The following is a 12,679-nucleotide window of genomic DNA, read 5'->3' as shown; positions in this document are numbered from 1 at the left end:
CCCATGGCTGTGTTCATGTTTCCTGGACAGGGCGCGCAGACGCGGGGCATGGCGGGAGAGCTCTTCTCGCGCTACCCCGAATACACGGCCGCGGCGGATGAGATCCTCGGCTACTCCGTGGAGGAGCTTTGCAAGACAGACCCCAAGGGGCTCCTGCAACAGACGGAGTACACGCAGCCGGCGCTGTTCGTCGTCAACGTGCTCTTCTACATCGAGGAGATCGTCCGCCGCAGGCAGTACCCGCGGGCGGTCATCGGCCACAGCCTGGGGGAGTACAACGCCCTCTTCGCCGCGGGCGCCTTCGACTTCCGCACGGGCGTGCAGCTGGTGAAGAAGCGGGGCGAACTCATGAGCCAGCAGCGCGGCGGAGGCATGGCCGCCGTGCTCGGGCTCGACTCGGCCAGCGTGCGCACGGCCATCCAGGACGCGGGCCTGGATGCCATTGATCTGGCCAACGACAACGCGCCCAGGCAGGTCGTCATCTCCGGCCCCAAGTCCGAGATCGACCGGGCGCAGCCCATCGTCGAGGCCCGTGGGGCGCGCTTCGTTCCCCTGCGCGTGAGCGGTGCGTTCCACTCGCGCTACATGAAGCCGGTGCAGCAGGAGTTCTCCCGGGCGCTCGAGTCGGCGCGCATCGGGGAGTGCCGGCTGGACGTCGTGGCCAACGTGGACGCGAAGCCCTACCACCCCGGGAGCGTGCGGGCCAATCTGCTCGAGCAACTGGTGCGTCCCGTGCTCTTCACCGACTCGGTGCGCCACCTCATCGCCCGGGGGGAGACGGAGTTCGTGGAGGTGGGACCCGGCAAGGTGCTGACCGGGCTCGTCGGGCAGGTACGAGGCATCAACTGATGCCCGTCGCGGATGACATCGCGGTGGAGTCCTTGCGGTTCCGCTCCGCCCAGGGGGAGCTGGTCTCCTCGCTGGCCATGACCGCGGTCCGGGCCGGGGCGGAGACGTTCCTCGGGTGGCTCTCTGCCCCGGAGCGGCGGCGACTCGAGGCGTTGCCCGAGCAGGCCCGGCGCGGGGCCTTCCTGTGGGAGCACGTCGCCGCGAAGGCCGCGCTGATGAGCGCCACGGGAGGCTCGGTCCCCACGGACTTCGAGCTTGAGCGTGGCGCCTTCGGGCAACCCCTGCCCCGGGGGGGTGGCGGACACTTCGATGTGTCCATTTCCCACGCGGCCGGCCAGGCCACCGCGCTCGCCCATCCCCGGGCGGTCCCCATGGGGCTCGACGTCGAGGTGCTGGGCTCACCGCTGGAGGCCGGGGCCGTGGATGCGTCGGAGCAGGCGCTCGTCCAGCGCGTCCTCGAGGCCGACGCGGCGGCGGCGCGCAGCATTGCCTGGACGATGAAGGCGGCGCTCGGCAAGGCGCTGCGGACCGGACGCATGACGGGCTTCGACGCCCTCCGTCTCGAAAAGGTGGAGCGGACCGGGGAAGGCCTCACCGCCCGCTACCGGTCGTTCCCCGGGTTCGCCGCCACCAGCTGGGTGGACGGGGACCGGGTCACCTCGCTGGCCCATCCGCTCACCCTGTGGCTCGAGAGCCCGCCACGGGAGCAGGGGCGGAAGACGCGCCAGCCCTCCGCGGGGCCCGGCGCACCGGCGGCGCATCTGCCGCCCCGTCCAGTCGTCTTCATGTTCTCGGGCCAGGGCTCCCACTACTTCCACATGGGGCGGGAGCTCTGGCGCAACGACGCCGTGTTCCGCGACGTGCTCGAGCGGTGTGACCGCCGCGTCCGCGAGCTCACGGGCAGCTCGGTCCTCGCGGCCCTGTATGACGAGCGCCGGACCAAGAGTGATGCGCTGGTCGACACCCACGTCACGCACCCGGCGATCTTCCTCGTCGAGTACGCGCTCTGCGAGGCACTTCGCGCCCGCGGCCTGGAGCCGGACGTGCTCCTGGGCGTCAGCCTGGGCGAATTCACCTGCGCGCTCGTGTCCGGTGCCCTGGACCTCGAGCGGGCCCTGACGGCCGTCGTCGAGCATGCCCGGGTCATCACCCGCTGCGTTCCGGCGGGGACCATGCTCGCGGTCCTGGCGCCCGTGAGCGAGCTTGAGGCCTCGCCCGTGTTGCGAGCCCACGTGGAGATCGCCAGCGTCCCCTTCCCCCAGCACGCCGTCGTCTCCCTCCGCTCCGACTCGCTCCCCCTGGTGGAACGGGAACTGGAAGCGCGCGGATTGCGCTATCAGCCGGTCATGGTCTCCCACCCCTTCCACTCGTCCTGGATCGATGGAGCCCGGGCCGACTTCCTGCACGTCCTGCGCGACATCTCCTTCGAGGAGCCCAGGCTACCCACCTTCTCCTCGGCCCTGGCCGGGCAGGTGACGCGCTTCGACGCTGAACACTTCTGGCAGGCCGCGCGTCTGCCCATGCGGTTCCGCGAGACCTGCGACGCCATCCGCGCGAGCGCGGAGCCGCTGTTCGTGGATCTCGGCCCCTCGGGGACGTTGAGCACCTATCTCAAATACGGCGGTGGAGCCCCGCGGCACATCGCCGCGCTCACGCCGTTCGGTCAGGACTTGCGTACGGTGGGCAAGGTCATCGAAACAACCGCCGAGTTCCGCCAGTCCGCCCGATGAGCTCGGTTCACCTGGAGTGCTTCAGTTCATCCGTGTTAACTAGAAATGGAGGACATTGAAACATGCTCATGCAGCGTCATCGCTCCCTGGTCGTCATCTCCAACATGCAGGAGGGCATTCTTCCCATCCTCGACACCAACGAGTCGTTCCTGTGGAACAACTGCTGGCTAATGGGGCTGGCCAACAAGCTGGAGGTCCCGGTGCTCGTCATGGAGCACAAGGGATTGGGCCGCCTAGTGGAGCCCGTGCTCCGGCTGGCCCGGGGCTCCGCGCCGTGTGAGATCGTGACCTTCTCGTATGTGAGCGCCCCGGCGGCCGTGGAGCGCATCCGCGCCACGGGCCGGGACCAGCTGATCCTCGCTGGCAATGAGACCCACATCTCCATTGTCCAGACTTCGCTCGAGGCGCGGAGCAAGGGCTTCGAGGCGTATGTCCTCGCCGAGGCCTGCGCCGCGCGCGATCGCGAGGACCACGTCGAGTCGCTCCCCCGCATCCGGCAGGGCGGCGCCACGATCGTGACCCGCGAGATGATCCTCTTCGAGTGGATCCCCTGTTCGACGGATCCGATCTACATGGAAACGAGCATCGACTTCGTCAAGCACCCGCACCCATTCCCCAGGAACCAACCATGAACGACAAACAGCAACCCCAGCCAGGGCGAAGGGTCGCCGTCGTGGGAGGAGGCGCGGCTGGAGTCGTCGCGGCCTGGCGCCTGTCGAGCGTGCACCACGTCACCCTCATCGAAGCCGGGTCCGAGCTGGGCGGGCACGCCCGCACGGTCATGGTCCCTTCCTCCAAGGGGGACGTCGCCGTGGACATGGGGGTGGAACTCTTCAACGAGCGCAGCTGGCCGAACTTCTGCGAGCTGCTCAAGATCGCCGGCTGCGAGACGTTCCCCGCCCCGCTCACCTTCGCCGCCAACTTCGGGGAGGGAGAGACCTGGGAGAACGATGTGCGCTTCCAATCCCCCCTCTGGAGCCGCCTACTGGACGAGTGTGACCGGTTCCAGCGGGAGATGACAGACGTCATGAACCGCCTCCCGGACTTCACGGGCATGACGATCCGGGAGTACACCGAGCGCCACCAGTACTCGTCCGACTTCGTGAGGAAGGCGCTGATCCCCATGCTCAGCACCTTCTCTGGCTCACGCGCGCCGCTGCTCGACTTCTCGCTCACGTACGCGGCGGCGAGCTTCGCGGAGCACATGTTGTCCTTCGTCCACGCGCCGTACTACCGCAAGGTGGTGGGTGGACTGAGCCGATATCTCGAGAAGCTCGCCCGCTCCATCCAGGTGGTCCACACGGCGCGGCCCGTGTCGACGGTCCGACGCGAGGCGGACGGAGTCCGGGTGCGTGACAGCGCCGGGCACGAGCAGACGTTCGATCAGGTCGTCTTCGGGACCCACGCGGACATCGCGCTCAAGCTCCTCACGGATGCCTCCGCCGAGGAGCGGGCACTGCTCGGAGCCATCGAGTACCACGAGGAGCGCTCCTTCGTGCACACGGATGCGGCCGTGCTGTCCCCGTACTTCTCCCACCGCCGGTCCAGTTGCGAGTACTCGTGGCTTGGCCGCGGCGACGAGGGCTCGGTGACCCGCAACGTGACCGTGACGAATGGGCTGGACCCCAAGCGGGATCCGATCTTCGTCACCATCAACCCCCAGGTGGATCTCGCGCCCGAGCGCATCATCACCCAGGGGGTGTGGAAGCACGCGAAGCTGCGTCCTCAAGACATGGCGACGAAGCGCCGGTTCCGCACCGTCCAGGGCAGGAATCGCGCGTGGTTCTGCGGTATGGACACGACCCTGACGGGTCATGAGAGCGCGGTCTGCTCGGGGCTGCTCGTGGCGGATGCGCTGGGGGCGAACTACCCCTTCGCTCAGGTGCTCCCCGCCGCCAGGCAGCTGGGAATCATCAACAACGTGATGGGAATTGGAAGGACGATGCCATGATCACCCCGCTCTATCCCGAGATCCGGGCCCCCGGCTCGGGCCGTCTGCTCGCCATCTTCGAGACCGCGCGAGGCGACATCACCGTGGAGCTCGACGAGAAGTCCGCCCCCAAGAGCGTCCGCAATTTCGTGGGGCTCGCGCTAGGGACACAACCCTTCCGCGATCCGCGCTTGCGGCGCATCGTCGAGGGCGGCGAGAGTTTCTACCAGGGAACGACGTTCCACCGCGTGGAGCCGGATTTCATGATCCAGGGCGGGGATCGGCTCGGCACCGGCATGGGAGGCCCGGGGTTCCGCATCGTGGACGAGCTCGGAGGCCACCACGGCGAGCAGGGCGTCCTGTCCATGGCGAACAGCGGTCCGAACACCGCCAGCTCCCAGTTCTTCCTGACGGCCCGGGCGGCACCATGGCTGGATGGCGTCCACACCGTGCTGGGCCGGATCATCAGCGGCCTCGATGTCGTGAGGGAGATCTCGCGCGTGCCCGCGGACCAGCGGGGTCGGCCCCTGCGTCCCGTCACCCTGCGGTCGGTTCAGCTCCGGCGCGAAACCTCCCCCTGAGTCAACGCCCCCTCGAGGACACACACCATGGCCATCCACATTCCCACCCCGGGGCTGGACGAGATTCGAGCGCTCGCGGCGGACATCCACTCCCGGGGCAAGCGCCTCGTGGTGACCTCGGGGTGCTTCGATCTGCTGCATTACGGGCACGTGCGGTTCCTGCAGCAGTCGCGGCAGCTCGGAGACGTGCTCGTCGTACTCGTGAGCGTGGACGAGGACATCCGCGCGTTGAAGGGTCCTTCCCGTCCCATCGTCCCCGGCTGGGAGCGCGCGAACATCGTCGACGCGCTCGCCTCGGTGGATGAGGTCATCCTCCATGCCGGCAACGTCCTCTACGAGTTACTGGCCATCCTCCGCCCCCACCATTTCACCAAGGGGATGGAGTACCAGAAGTACCCGGAGTACCTCGCCACCATCCGGCCCCACGTGGGGGAGATCACCTTCATCGACCGGCCGGAGGATTCGATGTCGACGACCCGGCTCATCGAGCGCTGCCGCGAAGCGCGCTGACCGGTTTGGCGGAGGGCTCGGACTCATCGAGCCGGTAGCCCTCCGCCTGCTCCCGGAACATCCGGGCGTAGCGGCCATTGTCGGCCAGGAGTTCGGAATGCGAGCCGCGCTCGATGATCTGCCCGTTCTCGAAGACGACGATCTGATCCGCCATGCGCACCGAGGACAACCGGTGGCTGATCAGCACGATGGTGCGATTGGCCTTGTTGTCGTGAATGCGTTGGAAGATCTCCGTCTCCGCCTCGGGATCCAGCGCGGCCGTGGGCTCATCGAGCACGAGCACTCCGCCGCGATGCATGAACGCGCGCGCGAGCGCCAGCCGCTGCCACTGGCCGCCCGATAGATCGACGCCACCAAACGCGGGGCCCAGTGGGGTGTCCAGGCCCGCGGAGAGACGATCGACCACCGGCGAGGCCTCTGCGTCCACAATGGCCTGGCGGATGGCCTCCCGGTCCTGGATCGCCGGCAACCAGCCCACGCCCACGTTGTCGCCCGCGCTGAACTGGTACCGGACGAAGTCCTGGAAGATGAGGCCAACCCGGTGCCGGAGCTGATCCGGATGCAGCGTGGCGATGTCCTGGCCATCGAGCAGGATGACGCCCGAGGTGGGCTGGTGGAGCCGCGCCAGCAGCTTGACGAAGGTCGTCTTGCCCGAGCCGTTGGGGCCGATCAGCGCCAGCGTCTCGCCCGAGCGCAGCGTGAGGTTCACGTTGTGGAGCGCGTCACGCGTAGTGCCGGGGTAGCGGAACGAGACGCCCCGGAATTCGATCTCGGGAGGGGCTTGTTGCGCCGGGGCCGCCGGATCGAACGGGTGCTCGGCCTCCTGCTCCGAAGGGATGGCGAGGAACTCGAACAGCTGGGCGATGAAGAGGTTGTGTTCGTAGGCCTTCGCCAGCGCCAGAAGGGCATTGTTGAGCGCGAGTTGGCCCTGCTGAAGGACCATCAGGTAGAGCGTCATGCTGCCCAGCGAGATGCCTCCCCCGGCCGCCCGGATGACGATATAGGCATACGTCGCATAGAGCGCCGCGTAGCTGATAAACGACAAGAACACCGCGCGGCGCCCGCGCACGGCCGCCAGCGAGGCCTCCTCCTTGTTATACCCCTCGTTGATGGACCGGTGGCGCTCCAGCAACCATGGCCCCAACCCCAGCAGCTTGATCTCCTTGACGTTCTGCTCAGCCGTCAGCAGCCACTCCAGGTAGAAGGACTTGCGGGTCCGCTCGATGTTGGCGCGCTGCAATTCGAAGGAGGTGCGGCCGAACCAGATCTCGAGCAGGAACGGGGGAATCGCCGAGGCGACCATCACCCCGATGACCCACGGGCCAAAGGACCAGAGCAGGACCGAGTAGCCAATCACTGTGGCCCCGTGGCGCAGGAGCGTGATGGATTGGATGGTCAGATCGATCACCCGCTGGCCTACCTCCTGACGCACATGCTTGATCTTGTTGACGAACTCGGGATTCTCGAAATGGGGATAGGCGATCCGGCACGCCTTCTCGAGCACGAGCTGGCTCGCCCGGAGCGAGAAGCGCGCACGCAGGACGATCTGCACGTAGTTCGACGCGTGCGTGGAGAGCACCCGGAGGATGACGAACAGCCCCTCAAGCCCGACCCAGAACAGGGGCTGCGAGGCCCCTCCCTGCGTGGAGGTGACGACGGCATCGACCAGCCGCTTGGCCACATAGGCGATGGCCACGGAGCTCAGGGCGTCCGCGAGCTGGCAGACGATGACCGCCAGTAGGAGCCACCGGCTGGTGCGTACGATCAGGCTCGCCGTGTCCAGGATGCGGCGCAGCAAGGACGAGTCTGTCCCGGGCGCGGAAGAGACCAGGGCCGGGTGGGCAGAGGGCGTGGTGGACATGGAAGGGAGTAAGACGTGGGCGAAGGCTCATGCCGGGGCGCGATCGTGAGGGATCGCCGCCCCGTGGGGCGCAACCAGAGCGCGATACAACCAGAGCCTAGCCGGCCTGGAACCGCTTTCGCAGTTGCTCGAAGGCCGTCGGTTTGGGGTGGGTGCGCACGTACTCGGCGATCTGGGCCGCGCACTCCTCGGGAGAGGAGCGTGACGTGTCCACCTCCACGTCATAAAGCTCGTGAGCATGCACGATCGCGTGGTGACTGCGCGCATGCCCCCGGGGGGACGTCGCCCGCTGCCGCTCGCGCTCCTCAAGCACCTCCAGGGGAATGCGGACGCCGACGAAATAGGCGTTCACGGAGCGCAGGGCGTTCGCGAAGTCGGGGAGCCACTCGCGCTCATAGAGGATGTAGTCGACGATGACATTGTTGCCCTGCTCCGCGAACGCCGCGATGGCATGGTGCATACCTGCGACGACCCGCTGTCCCTTGGGTCCGAAGCGCAGCGTGAAGAGCGGCGAGCCGCTCTCGTCCGTGGAGGGCACGCCGTAGAGCACCTGCTCGCGGTCGGCAGGCATGCCCATGAAGTAGCGCGTGGGCAGCATGGCGACGAGGATCGAGTCGATGCCCATCGCCATGTGGGGCTCTTCGAAGGACTCCTGGAGCCTCTTCTGAATGCTCGTCTTCCCCGCGACGGAAGGGCCATTCAGAACGATGACGTTGCCACTCACGTGAGGCTTGCCAGATTGCATCGAATCCTCGCTGGAAATGGAGGGTGATCGCATGGCCGGGCCGTCCTGAAGAGGAGGCGCGAACATGCTTCGCCAGTAATCCTGACCTTACCAGCAGCGCATCGAGATTCTCAAGCAATTGAAGCATCGACGCCCAAACACCACCTGGTGACGGACAGGCAGGGCCAGCCCCGGGCGGAGTCGATAACTCCCGCCCACACGCACGCCAGTCCGAGGCGCTGCCCCTGGTGGACGATATCGCCCCCGTCAAGGGACGGCGAGACCCTCCACGCCGCCGCCCGAACAAGCTGCATGCGGACAAGGGGGACGACTCCGGTGGTGGAGAACTGCGGCGGGGTGCCCCAGGTGGTGACGGCCGACGCGGGCTATTTCTCCGAGGACAACGTACTGGGGCGCGGCGAGCATAGGGTAAGTACTCGCCGGAGCCCGTCGTGACGTGAGGACAGGGGCATGAGCATGTCCGCTGCCACCCAAGGAGGCGGACGAGATGGACATTCTGGTAGACGCGCTGGCGCACCTCTGCTCCAGCAGGGAGTGCACCAAGCGCGCCGGATCGCGTGCTTCTGGAATGCAGGCGGCCAGCTTCTGCGTGAGCCCCAGGCGCTCATCCATCTGTCGCAGTAGCAGCGCTCCGCTATCGCCGGATGTGTCCGGCGCGTCGCATGTGCCGTGGACCGGGAAGTCAAACTAACTCGGGGTATTACGCCCGCAACACCCCTCCGTCTTCTCTGCCCTAGCGAATCATCCGGGCCAGGGTCCGAGGTATTCCCTCATTTTCGCAAGTGCCCGAAAATATTGGGGGCTTTACAATCTGCCTGGTTTGTAAACCCTTGAGTCATTGGTCTTCGTCGAAATGAGGGGATGGTTCAGGGCTGGGGTAACTGCTGGAATGACGCGGTGATGGAATTTCTTCAGCACCTTGAAGCAAGAACTCGTTAAACTGCGCCCGTACACCAAGCTGGCGGTGATAAAGGAGCACCCAGGTGCGTCTGAAGGATAAGGTCGCAATCATCACAGGGGCCGCGAGCGGCATTGGGAGAGGCGTTGCCTTGAAGTTTGCCCAGGAGGGCGCCAGCAGCCTCCTCGTCGACATCAACGGGGCAGGGGTCAGGGAAACCGCCAGCATGATCGAGCAGGCCGGCGGCCGCGCGACAATCATGCAGGCCGATATTCGCGACCGGGCCATGCTCACGGCCATCGTCGCCCAGGCGCTCAAGGACTTCGACACCCTCGATATCCTCGTCAACAATGCCGGCATGGCCACGGCCGGGTTTTACGCTGATTATACCATCGCAGACCTGGACATGATGCTCGAGGCCAACCTGAAAGCGCCCTTCCTGCTCTCACAGCAGGTTGCACGCTATCTTGTCGAGCACCACAAGCCCGGGCGCATCGTGAACATCACCAGCATCACCGCCGAAAAAGCTTCGGCCTCGGGCACGACCGCGTACTGCGCGACCAAAGGCGCCCTCCGCGCGTTCACACGCGCCGCAGCTTATGATCTGGGGCCGCACAACATCACGGTCAATGCCGTCGGTCCCGGCCCTACGCGCACAGGGATGACCAGTCAGGTGTTCCAACAAGACCCGACCCGGGAAAAGGCCTGGGCCTCCAAAACGCCGCTGGGCCGCGTGGGTGAGCCCAGCGACGTCGCCAACACGGTCGCCTTCCTGGCCTCCGATGAAGCCTCCTACATCACCGGCCAGCTCATCTTCGTCGATGGCGGCCGCACCCTCTGGGCGTGAGCGTTCATGCGATTCCAAGACAAGGTAGCCCTCATCATTGGTGCGGCGGACAATATCGGTCAGGGTCTCGCCTTGAAGTTCGCCCACGAGGGTGCGGACCTGTTGCTGGTCGACCTCGATTCGCAAGGCATGGCCCGTATCGCCGCGCGGGTGAGGGCCCTGGGCCGCAAGGCCAGCGAACTGGTGGTCGATATGAGCACGGACGGAGCGGCGCAGCGCATCATCGACACCGCAGTCAAAGAGTCTGGCTCGTTCCATATCCTTGTCTACAACGCGGCAAATCCTGAACACGAACACTTCCTCGAAGTTAGCCAGGACACCCTCGACAAGATGATCGGCATAGGGTTGCGTGCACCCTTCCTCCTGGGGAGCGCGGCCGCCAAGTACTGGCTCCAGCACCAGATCCGTGGGCGCATCGTCAACATTTCCTCCATCAATGCCGAGGCCATCCAGGGCAGAGCCTCGGTTTTCTGCGCCGCCAAGGGTGGCGTGAGGATGCTCACCGTCTCCGCCGCATGCGACCTGGGGCCGCACGGCATCACCGTGAACGCCGTGGGTCCGGGATATACACACACGGACATCGCACGGCATCCCGCGGGCAATCCTGCCCTGGAGCAGGATTGGATTGCACGAACGCCGCTGCGGCGGCTTGCCGTGCCCGAGGACATCGCCAACGCGGTCGCATTCCTCGCCTCGGATGAAGCATCCTATATCACAGGACAGACGCTCTACGTCGAGGGCGGGCGCACCATCCACATCCCGTAGCAAGACACCCGCGGCGGTCAGCGCCTCTGTCATCGCATCGCCGTTGCCTCGCTATGCCGGCAGGTGGCATGCTTGCCTCATGGCCACCGATCAGCGTCAATGGAAGAATGCCACGCACGTCCGCGCCGAGCTAGTCCTGCGGCGCCAGCGCTCCGCCGAGATCCAGCGCGCGGCTTGCGAGGTGCTCGCACGAGAAATCCCCGACTCGTTCGAGACACCTCACCCGACAGTCATCAAGTCAACAGAGGGCTGTTATGTCACGGATGTAGATGGGAACCGCTATATCGATCTAGTGATGGGATTCGGAGCCCTGGTGCTCGGCCACCGGCATACCGCCATACAGAAAGCCCTCCATGAGCAGGTCGAGCGCGGATTTCTTTTCGCGATGCGCAACGAAATGCACACGGAGGTCGCGCAGCTCGTGCAGAAAATTGTTCCTTGCGCCGAGCGAACCCTGCTCTGCAACACTGGCTCGGAAGCAACGATGTATGCGATACGCGTTGCCCGTGCGTTTACCGGCCGTCACAAGGTGGCGCTCTTCGATGGTTGCTATCATGGCAACCACGACTACGTGCTCGCCCGCCCGGATCCAAAGGAACCCAACGGAAAGTCGCTCTTCGGCCCGGGTGTCCCTGATGCGCTGAAAGAGCTCACCCTCATGCTCCCCTATCACGATGAGGCCGCTTTCAGCCTAATTCGCAAACATGCGTCCGAACTTGCGCTGGTGCTGGTTCAGCCAGTGCAGAACTCCACCCCAAGTCTGGACAATAGGGGATTCTTGGAGAAGCTGCGAGATGTGTGCCGCGAGAGCAACGTCGTTTTGGGCTTCGACGAGGTCGTAACCGGCTTCCGGCTCGCACTGGGCGGGGCCCAGGAGTTCTACGATCTCGTTCCGGACATCGCCACCTATGGAAAGACCGTTGCAGGCGGCGTGTCGATTGGCGCCCTGTGCGGCCGGGCGGACATCATGAGCCTCTATGGCGGAGCATGGAACACGCCCAAGCGCGTCTTCCAGGGCGGAACCTTCACGGGAAACCCCCTGTCCATGGCCGCTGCCGTGGCCTCCATTCGCTATCTCATGGAGAACCGAAACCAAGTCTATCCGCACCTGCGCGAGCAGAGCGAGCGGTTCGCCAGCGCGGTCAATGCGTTTTGCCGGGAGAAGGCAATGTCGGTTCATCTGCTCAATGCCAGCTCGATCATGAGCATCCATTTCCAAGACAGGCCACTGCGCACCGCGCGCGACATCGAAGCGCCCAACGCGGTGGCCGAGCGCGAGTTCTATCTCCAACTCATGTATCGCGGTGTGATGGCCCTCAAGGGGATGTTCATATCCATTGCGCATAGCCCTCAGGCAGTCGACACGCTGATCACCGCGTTTCAAGATTCCCTGATGGCCGTGCGTGAAGACGGCTTGATCTGACCGACATGCGTGCGTCGTGGCCGAGGGCATCGAGCGCTGCATCAACGGATCCTGAGCCTGCCCCGGCTTTGTGACTCTCCCGCACTGGGACTGAGCCGCTTTTTGTGGACATACCTCGTAAGTCGGCTACACGGGAGGTAGTGTCCATGGAGCGAAGAAAAAGGGATCTTCTGTAGCTGAGGTGGGCGCTCGTCGGTGGACGGAGGGTCTCCGGTGAGGGACGGGAGAGGGGCGATGCGGAGAGGTGACTGTCACTCTGGCAAGAGCCCTGGTCGCGAAGTTGCAGTGTAAGCGTCCGATCCAGCCCAGGTAGTGCAGGTGCTCGAGGAGCCGCAGAGTGCGCGGCGCGATGACGACGAGCACAGCGACGACGAAGGCGGAGCCAGCGTGGTTGGAAGCAGCACGGCGGCCGAGGTGGACACCGGAGATAGCGGCGGAGGTGGTGAGAGCGTGGGAGGAGGAAGGAGGCACGCAGTCGGCCTTCATGCGCAAGCACGGGTTGCCGCGCGAGAGGCTGCGCTTCTGGACGCGCAGGCGTGA

The 12,679-nt window shown here is 65.6% G+C and carries 11 protein-coding genes and 1 pseudogene; 10 read left to right on the top strand and 2 right to left on the bottom strand.

The annotated features are described in order from the left end of the window. The first annotated feature begins 3 nt into the window (after positions 1-3). The 6 genes from fabD to AC16DP_RS39025 all read left to right on the top strand — a co-directional run bounded on the left by fabD (position 4) and on the right by AC16DP_RS39025 (position 5,600). Positions 4-849, top strand: coding sequence for an ACP S-malonyltransferase (gene fabD, locus AC16DP_RS39050; RefSeq protein ID WP_329728802.1), 846 nt, complete (start codon positions 4-6; stop codon positions 847-849). After that, positions 849-2,579 (top strand): acyltransferase domain-containing protein, encoded by a 1,731-nt coding sequence (locus tag AC16DP_RS39045; protein WP_329728801.1) that lies wholly within the window; start codon positions 849-851, stop codon positions 2,577-2,579. Before fabD ends, AC16DP_RS39045 begins: the two co-directional genes overlap by 1 nt. Before the next feature lie 62 nt (positions 2,580-2,641). Next, positions 2,642-3,211: an isochorismatase family protein gene (locus AC16DP_RS39040; RefSeq protein WP_329728800.1), complete on the top strand. Its 570-nt coding sequence runs from the start codon at positions 2,642-2,644 to the stop codon at positions 3,209-3,211. Then, positions 3,208-4,530 (top strand): FAD-dependent oxidoreductase, encoded by a 1,323-nt coding sequence (locus AC16DP_RS39035; protein ID WP_329728799.1) that lies wholly within the window; start codon positions 3,208-3,210, stop codon positions 4,528-4,530. The genes AC16DP_RS39040 and AC16DP_RS39035 overlap by 4 nt, the downstream gene beginning before the upstream one ends. Further along, entirely contained in the window at positions 4,527-5,090 is a 564-nt protein-coding gene (locus tag AC16DP_RS39030; protein WP_329728798.1) for a peptidylprolyl isomerase, read from the top strand. Before AC16DP_RS39035 ends, AC16DP_RS39030 begins: the two co-directional genes overlap by 4 nt. Positions 5,091-5,117: 27 nt before the next feature. Continuing rightward, complete coding sequence (locus AC16DP_RS39025; protein ID WP_329728797.1) at positions 5,118-5,600, top strand: adenylyltransferase/cytidyltransferase family protein; 483 nt, start codon at positions 5,118-5,120, stop codon at positions 5,598-5,600. On the opposite strand, the gene AC16DP_RS39020 is transcribed toward AC16DP_RS39025, so the two are convergent. After that, positions 5,572-7,398 (bottom strand): ABC transporter ATP-binding protein, encoded by a 1,827-nt coding sequence (locus AC16DP_RS39020; protein ID WP_329728796.1) that lies wholly within the window; start codon positions 7,396-7,398, stop codon positions 5,572-5,574. The genes AC16DP_RS39025 and AC16DP_RS39020 overlap by 29 nt on opposite strands. Before the next feature lie 160 nt (positions 7,399-7,558). Beyond that, the gene (locus tag AC16DP_RS39015) at positions 7,559-8,206 is read right to left on the bottom strand and encodes a chloramphenicol phosphotransferase CPT family protein (RefSeq protein WP_329728795.1); all 648 of its coding nucleotides are present in this window, start codon (positions 8,204-8,206) and stop codon (positions 7,559-7,561) included. A 983-nt stretch (positions 8,207-9,189) separates the two neighbouring features. Between AC16DP_RS39015 and AC16DP_RS39010 the strand changes: the two genes are divergently transcribed. From AC16DP_RS39010 to AC16DP_RS38995, 4 genes and pseudogenes are all read left to right on the top strand, one after another. Further along, positions 9,190-9,951 carry an SDR family NAD(P)-dependent oxidoreductase gene (locus AC16DP_RS39010; protein ID WP_329728794.1) on the top strand — a complete coding sequence of 254 codons (762 nt, stop codon included), beginning with the start codon at positions 9,190-9,192 and terminating at the stop codon, positions 9,949-9,951. Between the two features lie 6 nt (positions 9,952-9,957). After that, positions 9,958-10,716, top strand: a complete 759-nt coding sequence (locus AC16DP_RS39005; RefSeq protein WP_329728793.1) for an SDR family NAD(P)-dependent oxidoreductase — start codon at positions 9,958-9,960, stop codon at positions 10,714-10,716. A gap of 79 nt (positions 10,717-10,795) precedes the next feature. Then, on the top strand, positions 10,796-12,139 hold the full coding sequence (locus AC16DP_RS39000) for an aspartate aminotransferase family protein (RefSeq protein ID WP_329728792.1): 1,344 nt from the start codon (positions 10,796-10,798) through the stop codon (positions 12,137-12,139). A 349-nt stretch (positions 12,140-12,488) separates the two neighbouring features. Next, positions 12,489-12,679: pseudogene (locus AC16DP_RS38995) on the top strand (IS66 family insertion sequence element accessory protein TnpA); the annotation flags it as partial.

The organism is Archangium sp., from assembly GCF_057119385.1.
Note: the sequence above shows the minus strand (reverse complement) of the source record. Positions and strands in the feature narration are given on the sequence as shown.

Coding starts and splice junctions, on each gene's coding strand:
- fabD (WP_329728802.1), top strand. CDS start 4: ATGGCTGTGTTCATGTTTCCTGGACAGGGCGCGCAGACGCGGGGCATG.
- AC16DP_RS39045 (WP_329728801.1), top strand. CDS start 849: ATGCCCGTCGCGGATGACATCGCGGTGGAGTCCTTGCGGTTCCGCTCC.
- AC16DP_RS39040 (WP_329728800.1), top strand. CDS start 2,642: ATGCTCATGCAGCGTCATCGCTCCCTGGTCGTCATCTCCAACATGCAG.
- AC16DP_RS39035 (WP_329728799.1), top strand. CDS start 3,208: ATGAACGACAAACAGCAACCCCAGCCAGGGCGAAGGGTCGCCGTCGTG.
- AC16DP_RS39030 (WP_329728798.1), top strand. CDS start 4,527: ATGATCACCCCGCTCTATCCCGAGATCCGGGCCCCCGGCTCGGGCCGT.
- AC16DP_RS39025 (WP_329728797.1), top strand. CDS start 5,118: ATGGCCATCCACATTCCCACCCCGGGGCTGGACGAGATTCGAGCGCTC.
- AC16DP_RS39015 (WP_329728795.1), bottom strand. CDS start 8,206: ATGCAATCTGGCAAGCCTCACGTGAGTGGCAACGTCATCGTTCTGAAT.
- AC16DP_RS39005 (WP_329728793.1), top strand. CDS start 9,958: ATGCGATTCCAAGACAAGGTAGCCCTCATCATTGGTGCGGCGGACAAT.
- AC16DP_RS39000 (WP_329728792.1), top strand. CDS start 10,796: ATGGCCACCGATCAGCGTCAATGGAAGAATGCCACGCACGTCCGCGCC.